This is a genomic window from Actinokineospora sp. (assembly GCF_050699995.1).
GTDB lineage: Bacteria > Actinomycetota > Actinomycetes > Mycobacteriales > Pseudonocardiaceae > Actinokineospora.
Genome location: NZ_JBOHGC010000557.1, coordinates 1 through 17,068, shown reverse-complemented (window position 1 = coordinate 17,068; position 17,068 = coordinate 1). Strand labels below are relative to the sequence as shown.

Genomic DNA, 17,068 nt, shown 5'->3' with positions numbered 1-17,068 from the left:
AATCAGGTCACTGTGCGGGAGCCGAATTACCAACTTGACAGCAGTCGTCGGGGGACGCTGTCGTCGAGGGGCGGTCTGGCCATGCTGGTGTCCAAGAGGACTCGTCGATCCACCGGACGGCGGGCCACCGCCGCGCTGACCAGCGTCGCGCTGGCACTGTTCGGACTGTTCGCCACACCGCCGGTCGCGGTGGCCCAGGAAGCGCACGTGACGAAGATCGTCAACGGCATCAGCGCGTTCGCCGACTTCAGCAAGGCGCTCAAGACCGTCGGCAAGTTCGGCGAGGCGCTGCCGGTCGTCGGCGTGAGCCCGGGCGCGGCGCTGGGGCTCGACGACCTCATCGCCGAGACCGTGCACAAACCCCTCAAGGACAAGGAAACCTTCGCCGACCTCGCGGGCACCTACCCGCTCGACGGCGGACGGTCCGGCACCCTGACGATCCAGACCAGTGACGTCGCCGGGGTCAAGCGGGTCGACGCGACCCTGCACCTGACGACCGTCGCCGACAAGCAGCCGATCAGCGTCGCGAGCGCGAGCCCCGAGGTCACCGTCTCGACCTCCGGCGCGGTCGACGTCACCTTCACCCTCGACGCGACCCTGCACTTCGCCTACGACGCGCCCCGCGACTGGTTCTACCTGGTCAAGGACGGCGCGTCGCCGAAGTTCACCGTCGGCGCGACGGGTGCGTTCGACCCTGCCGAGGTGCCCACCGCCGGGTTCGGCATCCTCGGTGTCGACCTGAACAAGGCCGCCTCCCACATCACCGTCGAAGCCAACCTGGCCGTCTCGGCCGACGACCCGGACGGCGACGGCAGGCTCGCGCTGAGCCCGCCCGCCGTCGGCACCGGCACCGCCGAACTGGCCGCCGCGGGCGCGGCGGCCGGGTTGTTCCACATCGGACTCGCCGCCCCCGCGGGCAAGGTCGACGCGGCCTTCGCCTTCACCGCGCAGCCGCTCGCGGGCACCGCCGTCGGCGGCATCAGCGGCACCGTGAACGTGCTGTGGCCCGACATCGCCACCGGCTCCCCCACCGTGAGCGTCACCGGCCCGGATTTGGCGCAGCTGACCCGATTCACCACCTTGAGCCCGCGCGACCTGGTCGAGGGCCTGAGCCACTTGGCGAGCTCGATCGAGGCCATCCAGCGCGCCCAGTGGGGTGACCCCGCGAAGCCGACCGGCAACGTGAACCTGCCCTTCATGCGCGGCAGTCTGGCCGACGCGGTCAAGGCGAGCGGCGTGCTGGCGCGGTTCGTCGACGCCAACGTGTTCAAGCCCGAGGAGGACAAGGCCAAGGCGGGGCTGCCGAAGTTCACCTCGGTGCAGGAGATGTTCACCAAGCTCAACGTCGGGCCGATCACGGTGACCGGGGTGGCGTTCCACGACACCACCAAGAAGCTCGAATTCACCCTGACGATGAAGCAGGACGCGCCCACCGACCCGGCACCGCTCAACGACCAGGCCGCGCTGACCTCCGGGCAGGGCACGAACGTCACCTACGCGGCGAACAAGCTCAAGCACCTCAACAAGGGCAAGGACTGGGCGGTCGACTTCTTCAAGGGCCGCATCGTCTCCGCGGGCACGTCCCAGGGCGTGGTGAAGTCGAACACCATCGACGAGATCACCCTGGAGGAGCCGTGGATCGGCGGCACCCCGCTGCCGCACTCCGCCTACAAGATCACCTCCCCGGACCCGATGATCGGCCAGGTCTCCTTCGGCGACCTGTTCAGCGGCAAGGGTTTGCGTGACGCCAACGCGCTCACCGCGAAAGCCACCGTGAAGCCGAGCTACGAGGCCAAGGCGACCCTGGTCCTCGACCTGCGCGACCCGATCAAGGGTGACGCCTGCAAGCCGCTGGACCCGGACGCGGCGGCGGGCGGCTGCCCGTTCGCCGACAAGAACCCGGACGGCACCACGACCCTGGTGTCGAGCCTGCCCCGCACCCCGGACCGGTTCCTGCTGCGCACCGGCGGCGACCTGCTGAAGGCCGACGCGCCGGTCGACACCGCGATCGACGTCAACGGCAGCGTGGGCTACCTCAAGGTGCACCTGTCCGGTGAGCTGAAACTGTCCAAGAAGGACGGTTCGGCGAACATGCTGACGGTGGGCCTGAAGAAGGTCGGCGACGCCGACGGCGACCTGCCGCTGTCGCAGGTCTTCCCGAAGCTCGTCGACGACTTGACCACCCCGGCCAAGGAACCCGAGAACCTGCTGACCATCGCGGTCGGCGGCAAGGCCAGCGCCACGGTCGCGCTCGATGTCCCCGGCATCACCGACTTCTTCGGCGGCCCGGTCAGCGTCGGCGTCACCATGCCCGACATCACCGACCCGGCGAACGTTCAGTTCACCGGCCTGGACGCGCTGGACAAGGCCAAGGCGTTCGACTTCGACCCGAACAACCCGCGCGCAATGTTCGGCCAGATCATCAAGGCGCTGCAGGTCCTCAACACCTCGCTGAAGGCCGTCGACGGCGACGGCGCGGTGAAGTCCGCGCTGACCACGCCGCTGCCGATCGTCGGCAAGTCGCTCTCGGACCTGCTGGGCAGCGCCGAGACGGGCGGCGGACCGTCCGTCTCCTACAGCAACGAGACGTTCAACGGCACCACGCTCGGCATCATCACCGACACCAGCCGCGAGGGCGCCACCGCGTTCACCGATGACCTTGAGGGCCGGGCTGTGCTGGTCGGCACCCAGCCCATGATCGTGGCGCTGGCGGACAGTGGCAACAAGCGGCTGCTGCTCACCCAGCCGTGGGCCACGGCGCCCGCGAAGGGCACCGCGTACACGTTCCGCAGCCCGCTGGAGGACGCGGTCGACAAGCTGACCGCCGCTCCCCCGGACTACCTGCAGGACCTCGTCGCCGTGCTGAACGGCGCGCTGCCCGACGGCAGTGGGATCTCCTTCGCCTACAAGGTTGTCGGCACCACGCCGTCGATCGTGCTCAACGTCGACATGAAGCGGAAGGTCGCGACGTCGCAGCCGGTCCGGTTCTCGTTCACCGACAACCTGGGCACGCCCCGCTCGCTGGTCGGCGCCGAGGGCGAGGCAACGGCGAACCTGTCGCTCACCGGCTCCACCAAGATCGGCTTCGTGCTGCCGCTGGCCGCGGGCGCCGGCCCGGCCGACGCCACCGCGCTCTCGGTGCTGCCGGACTCCACTGTGGACCTCACCGCGGACGGTGGGATCGCCGGTGTGGTCAAGTCCTCCATCGGTCCGCTGTCGATCGCGCTCGGCAACCCGGGCGGGTCGGAGCGGGCGGTCGCCAAGGCGCACTACAACGCCCACCTCGGCTACGGACCCGGTGGCACCACACCGGTCCCGCTGTCGGACTTCGTGAAGAACGTGTCGCTGACCCTCAACGGCGACAACAAGCCGGTCACCTGCGCGGGCGACCCGGCGGCCGGGACCGACCTCGCGCTGTGCGCGGTCATGCCGGTCTACGTCAGCGCCAACAACGTCAACTGGAACAAGCTGTCCGACCCGGACGACTCGTTCATCGTTCGCCTGCCGCGCACCGGGAACCTGGCCGACGCCTTCGCGTTCAGCCCCGATCTGCCCGGCGGGATCCCGCGCTTCGACATGCCCGACAAGCTCGGCGAGAAGATCATCGCAGCGCTGCTGGACTTCTCCCAGTTCGGCGACGGCATGGAGAAGTACCTGGCGATGATCGAGGCCGCGCTGCGGGTCGCCGCGTTCGACGGCAAGCTGCCGCTCGTCGGCGACGACATCCAGCAGGGCGCCGACGAATTCGGCAAGCTGCGCGCCAAGATCCAGGAGGCGATGAAGCAGATCCCGGGCGGTGGCCGGGTGAGCAGCACCAACGAGCTGGCCGACTGGGTCAACAACCACCTCAAGCCCGCCGTGGGCGACACGCTCAAGGTCGGGTTCAAGTGTGAGGCGGTGCTGCAGCCCGCGACCTCACCGACCGCGGCGGCACAGGGCACCAAGGGCACGACCAAGTACCGCTACGGCGTGGTCGCGACCGCACAGGGTCAGGACGCCCTGCCCGCGCTGGTCGAGGTGCTCGACGGCAACGCCACCATCAGCGACTCGAACTTCAACCGGCTCACCTGGACGAAGTCGCAGTACGCGACCGGGTACAAGATCATCCGACTGGCCGACATCAACGACCCGGCCAGCTGGAAGGTCGTCGCCGAACTGGGCAAGGACGCGACCAGCCACGACGACAAGGTCGTCACCCCGGCGGGAGCCAACTACGTGCCCGCCACGACCAACCCGAAGCTGGCCGACTGCCCGGACGGCGCCGCGCTGCAGGACATCACCGGCGCCACCTTCACCTTCGACGTGTGTGCCAACAAGATCGCGCCCAATGACCCGTGCACCAAGGAGCTGCCCGGCCTGAGCAGGCCGCTGGACATCGGCATCCCGGGTCTGTCCCTGCGTGAGGCCGCCGACCCGGCCAAGCGCACCGGGGTCACCGCGAACCTGGCCTACCGGCTGCATGTCCAGGTCGGGGTGGACAAGACCAGCGGCTTCTTCGTCGCCACCCAGGACGCGACGCTGCCCGAGCTGGGTGTGAAGCTCAACTTCACCCTGCCGCAGGCGATGAAGGCGCAGCTGGCGTTCCTGGAAGTCGACCTCGAGCAGCACCCCGGCGGCGTGACGGACCTGTTCGCGGGGACGTTCTTCGTCGACCTGCACAAGAAGGGCGGCCCGTCCTGCGTCAAGGGCTGCGCGCAGACCAGCGACGACCGGATCACCTTGGCCGACCTCGCCGACCTCGACGCGGTCACCGACGTCTCGCTCGATGCCAAGGTCGGCATCGACTGGGACTTCAAGGTCAGCGCCGACTCCGCCCTGCCCGGCATCTCCGGCTGGTTCCACCTGGACTGGGAATGGAAGCTGGGCGCGAAACCGGGCGATGGCACACCGAACATCGCGTTCAACGACATCGCGCTGAACGCGGGCGACTTCCTCGGCTCGGTCCTCAAACCGATCGCGGAGAAGATCGCCCTGTTCACCACGCCGATCCAGCCGGTGATCGACCAGCTATACGCCCCGATCCCGGTGCTATCGGACCTCTCACGGGCGGTCGGCGGCGGTGACGTCAACCTGGTCACCATCGCCAAGTCGTTCAGCACGATCGCGGGCGGACCGGACCTGGAGTTCGTCGACCGGATCCTGCAGACGATCCAGCTGGTGAACAAGCTCGCCCAGAGCGGCGGCGACGTCGTGATCGGCGACTTCACCGTCAACGGGGACGCGGCCAAGACGACCGTGAACTCCCCGGACAACGCCGCTTCGCTGATCAAGACCAGCACACCCGAACCCGGCGACCTGGCCAGTCGGATCGACCAGGCGGGCAGCGGCGAGGACGTGCTCGGCTCGGACAAGGCGGGCGGCAAGGCGGGCTTCAGCTTCCCGGTCCTCAGCGACCCCACGAAACTGTTCGGCCTGGTCATGGGCCAGGACGTGGACCTGATCAAGTTCGACTCGGGCCCGCTGCGCCTGGCGTTCTCCTACAGCCAGTCCTTCGGCCCGGTCTACGCGCCGCCGCCGGTGCTGGTGAACATCTCCGGCAGCGCCTCGGTGGAGGCGCGGTTCCGCGCGGGCTTCGACACCTACGGCATCCGCAAGGCCGTGGAGGCGGTGCAGGCGGGCCGGGAGATCCCGGTGACGATCCTCGACTCCATCTACCTGGAGACGGTGGACGACGCGGGCAAGCCGCTGCCGGTGGTCACCTTCCGCGGCGAACTGGCCGCGGGCGCGGCGGTGAGCGTCGTGCTCATCGAGGTGGGCATCAAGGGCGGCGTGGCGCTGACGATCAGCCTGAGCTGGGCGGACCCGAACAACGACGGCAAGTTCCGGTTCTTCGAGTTCTCCAAGCTGGCACTGCAGAACCCGATGTGTCTGTTCAACATGGACGGACGGCTCAGCCTGTTCCTCAAGGTCTACATCACCCTCGGGTTCTCGCCGTTCAGCGTGTCGTTCGACTTCACCCTGGCCGACATCACCTTGCTCGACTTCTCGGTGAAACCGAACTGCACACCGCCGCCACCGAACCTGGCCGATCCGAGCGGCACGACGCTGCTGCTCAACGTCGGCCAGCGCACCGACCAGCGCGGCGACCCCGCGTGGAAGGACCGCACGGCCGAGGAGAAGTGGACGATCACCCAACTGGTCAACAAGGACGGCTCGTTCCGAGGCTTCGCGGTCAGCGCGCTCGGCTTCCGCGAGGAGCACCTCGACGCCAACCTGACCAAGGTGTCCGGCAACGCGGCGGGCGACACCGGGAAGCGGATCTTCGTCTTCCAGGGTGACGCCGACAAGAGCGAGGCGGGCCAGGACAAGGCGGCCGAGGCCAAGCCGTTCGACAAGGAGGTCGAACTCACCGCGGGCAGCGGCGACGACTCGGTCAAGACCAGCATCGGCAAGGCCACCATCAACGGCGGCCCCGGCAAGGACCAGATCACCACCGGCGACATCCACACCGCGTTCGGCGGCAAGGGCTCGGTGACGGTCAACGGTGACGGCGAGGACGACACGATCACCGTCGGCGGCGCGGGCAACACCGTCAACGGCGGCGGCGGCGTCGACCGCATCGCCGTGGGCCTCGGCGCGAACACGGTCAACGCCGGCGACGGCGACGACGTCATCGGCGTGGCCGCGGACAGCCCGCTGGCGGCGAACAACCCGGGCAAGTCCGAGTACATGGCGCAGAAGAACATCATCATCGGCGGCCACGGCAGCGACCGGATCTCCGGCGGCTCGGGCCCTGACGTCATCTACACCGGCCAGAAGCTCGGCGTGCCGGACGACGACACGGGCGTGGACGAACCGGGTCACCCGGACAAGACGGTGGTCAACGGCAACATCGTGGACGCGACGAACACGGTCAACACCGGCACCGGGTCGGACACCGTGTTCGGCAGCCAGGGCGTGGACAACGTCACCGGCGGCTCCCGCCCCGACCAGGTGGACGACCTGCGTGGCGGCGGCAACCGCGACCTGCTCACCGGCGGGTTCGGCAAGGACAAGGTGTTCGGCGGGCCCGGAGACGACTACGTCATCGCCGAGCCGTCGGACGTGGGCGCGGTGACCAACGAGAACGGCACGTTCGGCCCGGACCGGCCGGTCACCCACCGCACGCTCCCGGCGAACACGGCGCCGTCGTCGAAGCTGCTTGTCGGCGGCTACGGCAACGACCACGTGGTCGGCGGCGACGGCGGGGCCGAGATGTACGGCGACAAGTACGCCAACCCGTGCGCGCCGCCGAGCACCGACCCGGAGTCCAAGCCTCCGGCGGAGCCACTGGACAACGCCGACGGCCGTGACCTGATGACCGGCGGGGCCGGTGTCGAGATCGCCGCCGCGGGTGGCAAGGCCGACCAGGTCGACCTGCGGTCCAACGCCGACCTCGGCTGCGGGCAGTTGGGCGACGACGTGATCGCGGGCGGCAACGACAACGACAAGCTGTACGGCGGCGGCGGAAAGGACACCGCCTACGGCGACTCGGGCACCGACTCGGTCTACGGCAACGATGACGACGACTCCCTCTACGGCGGCACCGAAGGTGACTTCATCGAGGGCAACAACGGTTCCGACCACGCCTTCGGCGGCGGCGGTTCCGATGTGGTCGTCGGCGGCACCCGCAAGGCAGGCGAGCCCGACATCGGCGGCGACCACCTCTACGGTGACGCCGAGCGCGACCTGCTCATCGGCGACAACGGCAGCGGCGACGCGGTCGCGGGCACCGGCGGGCCGTTCGACCTCGACGGCGCCAACGCGGCGGCGGGCGGTCCGGACTTCGTCTTCGGCGGCGACGCCGACGACCGGGGCTTCGGCGGCCTGGCGCACGACGAGATGTCCGGCGGGTTGAACGACGACTACCTCGAAGGCAACAACGCCGACGACGTCATCCACGGTGACGCGGGTGAAGACCGGGTGGTCGGCGGCAGCGCCGAAGTGGGGTCCACTGTGGACAACCACAAGGTGGGCAGGCCGGACACCGGTGACAAGCTGTTCGGTGACGCCGGTCCCGACCTGATCACGGGTGACAACGCGGTGCTGTCCCTTGTGGATGGAACGCAGGCGTCGCCGATCACGCTGGGCAGGCAGTTCGCCAAGGCGCACAAGGTCGAGCTGCTCGACCTCGGCTACGCGCCCGCGGCGGGCACCTCGGGCGGCGACATCATCAGCGGCGGCGGCGACCAGGACGTCATCTCCGGCCAGGGCGGCGAAGACGCCATCGCGGGCGATGACGCGGACGACTACGCCGAGGGCGGACCGGCGCGCGACACCATCTCGGGCAACGGCGGCCAGGACGACCTGGTCGGCGGCAGCTCGACCGAGGAGGCGCCGGGCGTCGGACAGCCCGACGTCGGCGACCTGATCCACGGCAACGCGGAACAGGACTTGGCCTTGGGCGACAACGGTTCGCTGGTCCGCTTCGGGCCGCCGAGCAGGCTCACCCAGGAACGCGGGATGACCGGCCGGGCGATCGTGCTCCTGGACCTCGGCCTGACCCCGCACGCCGATTCCTCCGGCGGTGACGAGGTGTTCGGCGACGACGCCACCGATGTCCTGCTCGGGCAGGGCGGTCCGGACCGGCTCCAGGGCAACGCCCACGACGACTACGTCGAGGGCAACCAGGGGGTCGACTGGATCGAGGGCGACAGCGGCAACGACGACCTCGTCGGCGGCAGCAGCACCCCGCTGTCCGGTTCCGGTGCCACCACGTCCGGTCAGCCGGACGCCGCGGACGCCGTATACGGCGGCCCGGGCGACGACATCGGCATCGGTGACAACGGCGTCGTGCTTCGGCCCGCGGCCGGTGAGGTCCCGACCAGGGCGACTCAGCGGCTGGCCACAGCAGGCGGCAACCCGATCACCGGGCGGATCGTCCAGAAGTACGACCTGGACAACGGCGGCGTGCTCAACGCGCCTGCGGGCGACCGGTTCGGCGACGACCGGGTGTCCGGCGGGTCCGGTGTGGACGTGCTGTGGGGCCAGGACGGCGGGGACTTCCTCTCCGGCGGTGGCCAGGCCGACTACCTGGAAGGCAACGGCGGCAACGACATGCTGCGCGGCGACCGGATGCTGTCCGAGCCGTCGACCGAGACCACCTCGGTGCCGTTGGCCGACCCGGGCTGGCCGGGAGCGGCGAGCGCCTTGGCGGAGCTGGAAGGCACCGACCCGACGTCCGGCCAGGACGACATGATCGGCGGCAGCGCGGCGGCCGGGTTCCGCGACGGCGGCGACGCCTTCGAGGGCAACGGTTCCGACGACGTGCAGCTCGGCGACAACGGCTCGCTGGTCCGCACGCCGCAGGGCCAGGCGGGTGCCATGTCGGAGAAGGTCTACGCCGAGCGGTACGCCACGGGTCAGGTGCCCGCGGACGCGACGGTGTCGCGCACGCACGATCCTGAGCTGCCGGGTCCGTCGACAAGGTTCTGCACGACCGCCCAGGCGACGTGTGAACCGGCGGGTGCCTTCGGCAACGACACCATGTTCGGCAACGACGGCGACGACGGGATGTGGGGTCAGGACGGCGACGACACCATGACAGGGTCGGCGGACGACGACGACATGTACGGCGAACTGGGCAACGACACCATGTTCGGCAACGACGGGCAGGACGCGATGCTCGGCGACCGCGGCGGCGTGGTCAACGAGTTCCTGAACGCCGACGACGTGGCGGCCAAGGGCTTCACGATGACGCTGAACTCGGTGCCGCAGGAGACCTTCACCGGTTTCCGGGCCGGTGCGTACGACCGCAGGGTCGACCTGCTGCACGATGTGGACGGCGACGTGTTCATCGGCGGTCCGAGCGACCCGGCCATGCCGCACAACGGCATCGCCGAGGGTGGCGACGACCGCATCCGCGGCGGCCTGGGTGACGACAACATCCACGCGGGCTTCGGCGACGACATGGCCAACGGCGACAGCGGCGGCGACCAGGTCTTCGGCGGCGACGGCGCGGACGTCCTGTGGGGCGGCAAGGGTTGCGACCCGGTGGTGAACGCCGCGACGCCGGACTGCCGGACGAACGGTGCGTTCAACCCCGACTCGCGCGGGACGAACGACCGGTTCATCGACCACGTCTTCGGCGGCGTCGGCGGCACCTCGGCGGCCTCACTGCAGGGCGCGGTCGGCTCGGACGTCATCGACTTCAACCCGCGCGGCGCCTACCCGGGCAACTGCGCGGCGGGCCCCTGGCCCCAGACTCTCGGCTCCGGCGCGGTCGACCCGTGCCGCTGGTTCGAGATGACGGAGAAGGTCAACGACGACCCGAACAACCTGGCGACACTGGCCGACAACCAGCACCACCAGGGCACCGACTGGCAGTACGGCGGGTGGGACCGCGACGTCCTGCAGGGCGACGTGGCGGGCAACGGCCCGAACCCGGGCGACCGGCTGATCGACTGGTCGGGCGCGTTCAACCTCTACACCCACTGCAACGCGGCCTATGGCGGGTTCAACGACATCCGCCAGTTCAGCCCCGACATGCAGTTGTTCCTGAAGAAGCTGGCGTGGGCCACCGGAGCGGGTCAGACCGAGTCCGACTCGGTGACCCCGGGAACGTCGGCCTTCCGGGAGCTGGCGCTGGTGTACCCGGCGGACTTGAAGGAACACGGCAACGGCAAGGCCTACCCGACCACGCCAGGCCACTTCGATTCACCGGTCTCCTGCGTCGACTGAGATAGCCGGAACCACGAACCGCCCCACCCCTCCGGTGGGGCGGTTCGTGGTTTTGAACGCCTTCGCGCGGGGAATCCTCGAGCAATGGACAGCAGGCGAGTCCGCGCGACCAAGAACGGCCCGATCCTGGTCGAAGGGCCGGTGGAAGTGACCACAGCGGACGGGACGGTCGTCCGGTCGGACCGGTTCGTCAGCGCCATCTGCGCGTGCAGGCGAAGCAGCATCTACCCGCTGTGCGACGCCAGTCACCGCAAGAAGATCCGTGAACCTGACGTTTGAGTCCCTTGTGGCGCAGGGTATTCGCGAGCCATGTTCCTGCTCCGGCCGCCGGGCGTCTACCGGCCACAGTCTGATACAAGTCTGCTGCTGGACGCCTTCGAGGCGGCCGCGATCCCGCCGGGCGGCACGGTTCTCGACGTGGGCACCGGGACGGGGGCCATCGCCATCGCCGCCGCCAAAGCGGGAGCCAGACATGTCACCGCGACGGATGTCAGCCTGAAAGCGGTCATCACCGCCCGCCTCAACGCCAGGCTCAGGGGCGCGCGCATCTTCGTCGAGCACGGCGATGCCCTGGAGTTGGCGGTGGGCCGCAGATTCGACCTGATCCTCGCGAATCCACCCTATGTTCCCGCTTCCGATGAGCAACCCCCGACTCACGGCCGAGCCAGAGCCTGGGACGCGGTCCACAACGGCCGAGCCATCCTCAACCGACTCTGCGCACTGGCCCCGGACCTGCTCGCCCCGAACGGAACCCTCCTCGTCGTCCACTCAGGACTCTGCGACGCGGACAAGACCCTGCACCAGCTGCGCGGTGGTGGTCTCAAAGCGGCCGTGGTCGCCCGCCAGGACGAACCGTTCGGGCCGGTCATGAACGGCCGGATCGACCTGCTGGAAAGCCGGGGACTGGTGGCGCCGGGCAGCAGGCATGAGGAGCTGGTGGTCATCCGCGCCGACCGAGTCACCCAGCCGCACTGACACGCTGGTCCACCAACACTGACAATCCCGCCACGCCGTCACCAGGAAATCCACCAACCGGCCCCAAGCAGCTCGCTGCCTTGAATCCCCACGGTCACCTCCACCGCCACCGCAGTCACGGCCTCCAGACCGCCATCGCCGCCCGCCGGGACAAACCCGCCATGAGCAAGCCTCGGCGCGAGCCGGGGACACCTCCGAGCGTAAGGCCAGCAGCGACGCGATGTCCCCCGCCAATGTTCGTGGCGGGGGACATCTGCGTTCTCACCGACCCGGCTGCGTCACCGCCGCGACTAGCGCAGGCAGTGCTGAGCGAGAAACGACGAGGACGGGGCCGTCCGTAGCCTTCGAGTCCCGTAAGCCAGCCATGTCTCCGGCATACGCGAGTTCGACGCAGTTGGAGTTCGTTCCGGAAGCCCGGGACTTGCGCCACTCCGACCACATCATGTGGTATCACCTCTTCTCTGCGATCTGCTCAATACGATGCACAGAGTTTGACGTGTCAAGCGCGAGAACCGACAGGCGCTCCACCATCGCCGAGTAGTAGGACACCTCGGTCACGTCGGCGAGGAATGCGTCCGACATGGCCAGCTCGACGTGGACCGTCGGCGTGCGGTCGGTGAAGCGGAGCAGCATAAACGGCACGCTCAGCCCCGGGTGCGCTCGCGCCTCGGTCGGGACCACGCGGATCTGGTACCCCTCGCGGATCATGTCCACCAGGTGGCGGTGTTGCCCGCGCATCACACGGTTTTCCCCGCCAACAACGTTGCGAAGCGCGGCCTCGTGGATGAACGCGGCGTAGTCGACCTCCTGCAGCCGCTCCTGGCGGCGCTTCCGTGCGACGACGCGGTCGCCGATCTCCGGATCGGGAACGCCACCGATTCGCATGATCGCCTCGGCGTACTCCATCGTCTGCAGCAGACCAGGTACGAGCATCGTCGCGAAGTCGGTCACGGAGCTCGCGTCGTGCTCGAGCGTCGCGAGAGTGACGGAGCGGCGGGCAGCCGCGGCGCCATGGCTTGCAGCCAGTTCGGGCCGGTTGCCGTGCGCGCCATGTCGAGCAGCTCGTCCCTGCGTGCGCCCGTGACTTCGTAGATCGTGAGCAGCGTCTCGACCTCATCAAGGTCTGGAGCGCGTCGGCCGGTCTCGATCCGGGACAGCGTCGGCTCGGACACCTCGAGGCGACGCGCGGCTTCGGCCTGCTGCATCCCCATCTGTTCGCGGAGCGCGCGGAGCTCCGCGCCGAGTGCTCGGGTCTACTTTCAGAAAGTCCACATCGACAACTGAAAGTGCACCGCGTGGAGGGCGACCATGCTCGGCGACAGACCCAGCGCAGCCACAATCCAATGCTCGGACTCTGACGGAGGCCGTCAGCTCCTGCACGTCCAAGCCGTCTGCGAGCGTATCGCCGCGGCCCGGGATGGTTGTGCGCGCCTGCTCCTGAGTGCTTACGAAGCAATGCAGGTCATGGGTGGGGTCGCCGCGCACGTGGCCTGGGTCAGCACCACGAGTCGCGGACGCCAGCCGCACTGCGTCCAGGTCACGGCAACCGGTCCGGGCGGAAGCGCGGAACGGGCCTTCATCAAGTCCGGCGGTCAGCACATCCTCGCGCTATGTGAAGGCGGGATCTTCCCGCAGTTCGACACCCAAGCGGCCCGCAAAGCCCTCGCCGGTCACACCCGCCAGCTCATGGCGAGGCGGGCGCGCGATGACAACTGACCTTGGCTACCGGGTCGTCACCCGCCTCTGCCAGACGCCCGTGATCGGCCGCTACCTGCGCCACCGGCGCGGCCGCGCCACCTGCCGCCTCTCCCAGCAGCTTGTCCCCCTGATCCGCGCGCAACTCGCCGCGGACCCACCGACGCCGGTCGGCGCGGATGCTCCCGACTTCGCACCGACCGGTACCCCAGCCCCCCACCGAAGAAGAGTCGCCATGACCACGATCATCATCGTCCTCATCGCCGCGGCCGTGGCGGCCGCCGACATCACCGACGCCAACCGCCCGCGACACCCGCTGCACCGCGAGCGTCTGCATCGACTACAGCTCCTCAAGGCCGACGCGCACGGACGGCCATGGGCACATGGCTGACCTCCAGGACACCCTCGCCGCCCGCGCCATCGTCCACGCCGGGCAAGGTCTCGCCGAGCTGGCAAGACCACTGGCGGATGCAGTGAAGATCGCCGGGGCGCACATCATCATGGACCAGCTGCGGCCCGAACACTGCGAGCCTTTGGCCGCGAAGCTCGACGAAGCCGCGCGCCAGCTGCGCCTGTTCGCCGTGCGCTTCGAGGATCGCCACAGCGCGGCGGCCGAGGCTGTCGACCACCAGCTGTCCGTGGCGGCGCACGCCCACGACGAAGCCCACCCATACGACCACGGGCTGCCCCTCGGGACCCACGTCACCGGGCTGAGCTACCGCACCGGGAAGCGGGCGACCGGCCCGATCATGGAGATCGGGCCCGCGCTCACCGTCATCGACACCGACGCCGGGCGGATCACCATGACCAACGACACCGTCGAACCCGCCGGGCCGAGGGTGCTGGACGCGGAAAGACTCCCGTGAACACGACACCGGCCGGGATAGGGCGGAGAGGAGCACCCTCCTGCCGGGGTGCTCATCGGGCGGGACATCGACGGCAGGTAGCAGGCCCACGCGGCGGACCGCGCCGACGTGCAGAACCGAATCGAAAGGCGACAACCATGATGAGCATGCGAGTGAGTCGGGTTGACCAGATGCGCACCGGTCGTGGGACCCTCGTGGGCATGACGCCCACCACGCCCAGGCCCGCGATGCCAGCCGCCGCCTCGCCGCCGGCGCCGGAGTGCCTGGCATCCGTGACCGGCTACCACATCCCGATGAGCAGCAACCCGAACAAGTGCGCGGCATGCGGCGCGTCGATATAGATCCGCAGCCGCCCCGGCAATTGCCGCGCAGCCAGTCGGGCAACCGGTTGTGCTGGCACAGGCGGCCGGGCTACTGCACCAGAATCTGCGAGTACAACCTCGCGATGCGCGTCGTCGCCGCCATGGTGATCGTGTTCGGGGCGCTGATGACGCTGATCGGGATGAGCGGGCCGGAGGGCGCCAACCGGGTGGCTGAGGCGCTGACGGCCATCGGCATGTACCTCGCCGTCGTCGTGGTCTGCTTCCTCTTCTGGCCGCGGGACGACGACTACTAGGACGCGACCATCGCGCGCCGACCGAGTCACTCAGCCACACTGACCCGCCGATCCACCAGCAACGACGTTCCGCCAGCCTGCCACGACGTCACCAGGTGATCCGCCAACCGCGACTCCAACAGCTCCGTCCCCTGAATCCCCAACACCACCTCCGCCGCCAGCGCCGGTTCGTCCTCGAGCAAGCCGCCGATGACGTCCTCCCGCATGACCTGCTCGTGCACCGCGTCCGCCTCGACGTGTTCGCTGAAGAACAACCGGCAAGCGGGCCCGAAGCCGAGCCGATCCACCGCCTGCACCACCCGCGCCGCACTGGGTGCGGTGGTGATCTCCGCGGCCGCGAAATGGCCGACCAGGGCACCCCGGTGCGCGCGGTGCAGCCCGAACAGCGACATCAGGTTCACCACGGCGATCGCGGGCGCGGGAACGATGTCGAGGTAGTGCCAGTACACGGGTTCCAGGCCTGCGTCGGCGAGGAGGTCGGCGTAGAGCCGCGAGTGCATCCGCTCGGCCCGGCCGCCGCCGAACTCGTCGAACTCGACCGCCACCAGTGCCGCCTTCGCCCGGCCGCGGAGCCGGGGAATGACCCACGCGTGCGGGTCGGCTTCCTTGAGGTGATACACCGATCGGTGGATGAAGTACTCGCGCAGCTGCCACGCTTCGCCCCGGTCGCGCAGGAAGTGTGACACCCCGGATCCCGGCACCGTCTCGATCAGCAGCCTCGCCAGCTCACCGGACACATCGGACCCGCCCGCGACGTCCGCGCGCACGGCGTCGAGGAACACGCGCTCCATGGCGGCGCGCAGCCGGAGCAGCTCGGGCGACCACTCCAGGTCGCCCAACCCCTCCGCGAAGCCGCGATAGTGCAGCTCGTAGCACAGGTGCAGCGCGAGAGTCAGGTCCTCGCCATAGGGGTCGGCGGTGACGGACGTCTGCAGCGGCCGGTCGTCGCCCAGGACGGCGGCGCGGACAGCCGCGGAGAGCTCTCCGCGCGCGGCGGGCAGGGTCGGGCTCGTCATCAAATCCTCCCAAGGGTTTGGGTACCCACACCGCCGAGGTCCACGCCTTCGACCAGCCGCTCGGCGAGCATCGCCATGACCGACCCCACCCCCGCGGCCCGCTGCAGCTCGGTCCCGGTGCCGCGCAGCCGAAGCAGCGACCACGCCACGCGGACGAAGTCCAGGTCGCCCTCGTCCTCCAGCGCCGGACTCACCCTGGCGAGCAGCTCGGCCATCATCCGATGCCCGGTCACCAAGACGCCGTCAACCGGGTGCACCGCCGGACCGTCCACTCCGTACCGCGCCGCCGACCACACCGCCGCGGCGGCCACCCGCGAGTCGAGCCGGGGACCTTCGCGGCCCGCGGCCAGATCCTCGACCGCCGTGCGCACCAGCGCCCGGCTCAAAGCCGCCTGCAGCACCGATTCCCACGCCTCGACCGTCGTGTCGGCGGCCCGTAACTCCACGGTCGGCAGGTGCGAGGACAGTCGCGCGAACCAGAACGACATCCGGTCGTCGACCAGCACTCCGCACTCGACGAGCCGCTCGACCGTCCGGTCGTACTCGGCCGCCGACCTGAACCACGGCGGCAGCCCCGAGCCGGGGAACCGCGACTGCTCGACAGCCCGCCAGCTCTGGTAGCCCTGGTCCCGCCCGTAGCGCAGCGGCGAGTTCACCGAAAGCGCGAGGAGCGTGGGCAGCCAGGGCGCGATGTGGTTGAGCACGCCGACCGCGGTCTCCCGGTCGGGCACGCCGACGTGGACATGGCAGCCGCAGGCTTGGTAGTCCCGGACAAGTCCGGTGTAGACACCGTCGATCGCGGCGAACCTGCTGCCCGCGGTCCGCTCGGGCAGCGCGTCGCCCAGCGCGGGCACACCCGTGGCGACCACCCGGACACCGAGCGTGCTCGCGGCCCGCGTGAGCAGCCGCCGACCGGCGACGATCTGAGCGGCGATCTCGTCGAGCGAGCAGCAGACCCCGGTCGCGGCTTCCACCTGGGTCTGGAACAGCTCGGCATGCCAAAGCGTGGGCCCAGGTTCGGCCCGAACCCGAGCCAGCACGGTTTCGGCTCGCGGCACCGGCAATCCGGTCCCGGCGTCCACGAGAAGGAACTCCTCCTCGACACCCAGCGTCGTGCGGGCGGCGTCCTCTTCCGCCGCGCCGAACTCCTCGCGGGGCGCCATGGCGCGGTGATACCCGTCCACGAAACGGTTGAAACCGTGTCGTGAGCCGTCGCCGCACGGGGTGGCCCGGCGCGAGGC

11 protein-coding genes and 1 pseudogene are annotated in these 17,068 nt (G+C 69.5%); 7 read left to right on the top strand and 5 right to left on the bottom strand.

Annotation, left to right across the window (positions count from 1 at the left end):
- Nucleotides 1–81: 81 nt before the first annotated feature.
- The 3 genes from ACRDSQ_RS27115 (at nt 82) to ACRDSQ_RS27105 (ending at nt 11,634) form a co-directional block, all read left to right on the top strand.
- Nucleotides 82–10,659: a calcium-binding protein gene (locus ACRDSQ_RS27115; RefSeq protein WP_431424876.1), complete on the top strand. Its 10,578-nt coding sequence runs from the start codon at nt 82–84 to the stop codon at nt 10,657–10,659.
- 84 nt (nt 10,660–10,743) lie between these two features.
- Nucleotides 10,744–10,938 (top strand): CDGSH iron-sulfur domain-containing protein, encoded by a 195-nt coding sequence (locus ACRDSQ_RS27110; RefSeq protein WP_431424874.1) that lies wholly within the window; start codon nt 10,744–10,746, stop codon nt 10,936–10,938.
- 30 nt (nt 10,939–10,968) lie between these two features.
- Nucleotides 10,969–11,634 (top strand): HemK2/MTQ2 family protein methyltransferase, encoded by a 666-nt coding sequence (locus ACRDSQ_RS27105; RefSeq protein WP_431424872.1) that lies wholly within the window; start codon nt 10,969–10,971, stop codon nt 11,632–11,634.
- Nucleotides 11,635–11,895: 261 nt separating this feature from the next.
- On the opposite strand, the gene ACRDSQ_RS27100 is transcribed toward ACRDSQ_RS27105, so the two are convergent.
- The 3 genes and pseudogenes from ACRDSQ_RS27100 to ACRDSQ_RS27090 all read right to left on the bottom strand — a co-directional run.
- Nucleotides 11,896–12,075, bottom strand: coding sequence for a DUF397 domain-containing protein (locus ACRDSQ_RS27100; RefSeq protein ID WP_431424902.1), 180 nt, complete (start codon nt 12,073–12,075; stop codon nt 11,896–11,898).
- A 9-nt stretch (nt 12,076–12,084) separates the two neighbouring features.
- Nucleotides 12,085–12,585 (bottom strand): DUF5753 domain-containing protein, encoded by a 501-nt coding sequence (locus tag ACRDSQ_RS27095; protein ID WP_431424871.1) that lies wholly within the window; start codon nt 12,583–12,585, stop codon nt 12,085–12,087.
- A pseudogene (locus tag ACRDSQ_RS27090) lies at nt 12,582–12,869 on the bottom strand (helix-turn-helix domain-containing protein); the annotation flags it as partial. The gene ACRDSQ_RS27095 and the pseudogene ACRDSQ_RS27090, both read right to left, overlap by 4 nt.
- A 229-nt stretch (nt 12,870–13,098) precedes the next feature.
- Between ACRDSQ_RS27090 and ACRDSQ_RS27085 the strand changes: the two are divergent.
- From ACRDSQ_RS27085 to ACRDSQ_RS27070, 4 genes are all read left to right on the top strand, one after another.
- A complete protein-coding gene (locus ACRDSQ_RS27085; protein ID WP_431424869.1) occupies nt 13,099–13,350 on the top strand; it encodes a hypothetical protein in 252 nt (83 codons plus the stop codon).
- A complete protein-coding gene (locus ACRDSQ_RS27080) occupies nt 13,340–13,720 on the top strand; it encodes a hypothetical protein (protein WP_431424868.1) in 381 nt (126 codons plus the stop codon). Before ACRDSQ_RS27085 ends, ACRDSQ_RS27080 begins: the two co-directional genes overlap by 11 nt.
- Entirely contained in the window at nt 13,713–14,195 is a 483-nt protein-coding gene (locus ACRDSQ_RS27075; RefSeq protein ID WP_431424866.1) for a hypothetical protein, read from the top strand. Before ACRDSQ_RS27080 ends, ACRDSQ_RS27075 begins: the two co-directional genes overlap by 8 nt.
- A 445-nt stretch (nt 14,196–14,640) precedes the next feature.
- Nucleotides 14,641–14,811 carry a hypothetical protein gene (locus ACRDSQ_RS27070; protein ID WP_431424864.1) on the top strand — a complete coding sequence of 57 codons (171 nt, stop codon included), beginning with the start codon at nt 14,641–14,643 and terminating at the stop codon, nt 14,809–14,811.
- 26 nt (nt 14,812–14,837) lie between these two features.
- Here the strand turns inward: ACRDSQ_RS27070 and ACRDSQ_RS27065 are convergent, their stop codons facing one another.
- Both ACRDSQ_RS27065 and ACRDSQ_RS27060 read right to left on the bottom strand, forming a co-directional pair.
- Nucleotides 14,838–15,827: an iron-containing redox enzyme family protein gene (locus tag ACRDSQ_RS27065; RefSeq protein WP_431424862.1), complete on the bottom strand. Its 990-nt coding sequence runs from the start codon at nt 15,825–15,827 to the stop codon at nt 14,838–14,840.
- The coding region (locus tag ACRDSQ_RS27060) for a carboxylate-amine ligase (RefSeq protein WP_431424860.1) at nt 15,827–17,068 on the bottom strand (1,242 nt) is incomplete at its 5' end. The genes ACRDSQ_RS27060 and ACRDSQ_RS27065, both read right to left, overlap by 1 nt.

Coding starts and splice junctions, on each gene's coding strand:
- ACRDSQ_RS27115 (WP_431424876.1), top strand. CDS start 82: ATGCTGGTGTCCAAGAGGACTCGTCGATCCACCGGACGGCGGGCCACC.
- ACRDSQ_RS27110 (WP_431424874.1), top strand. CDS start 10,744: ATGGACAGCAGGCGAGTCCGCGCGACCAAGAACGGCCCGATCCTGGTC.
- ACRDSQ_RS27105 (WP_431424872.1), top strand. CDS start 10,969: ATGTTCCTGCTCCGGCCGCCGGGCGTCTACCGGCCACAGTCTGATACA.
- ACRDSQ_RS27100 (WP_431424902.1), bottom strand. CDS start 12,075: ATGTGGTCGGAGTGGCGCAAGTCCCGGGCTTCCGGAACGAACTCCAAC.
- ACRDSQ_RS27085 (WP_431424869.1), top strand. CDS start 13,099: ATGGGTGGGGTCGCCGCGCACGTGGCCTGGGTCAGCACCACGAGTCGC.
- ACRDSQ_RS27080 (WP_431424868.1), top strand. CDS start 13,340: ATGACAACTGACCTTGGCTACCGGGTCGTCACCCGCCTCTGCCAGACG.
- ACRDSQ_RS27075 (WP_431424866.1), top strand. CDS start 13,713: ATGGCTGACCTCCAGGACACCCTCGCCGCCCGCGCCATCGTCCACGCC.
- ACRDSQ_RS27070 (WP_431424864.1), top strand. CDS start 14,641: ATGCGCGTCGTCGCCGCCATGGTGATCGTGTTCGGGGCGCTGATGACG.
- ACRDSQ_RS27065 (WP_431424862.1), bottom strand. CDS start 15,827: ATGACGAGCCCGACCCTGCCCGCCGCGCGCGGAGAGCTCTCCGCGGCT.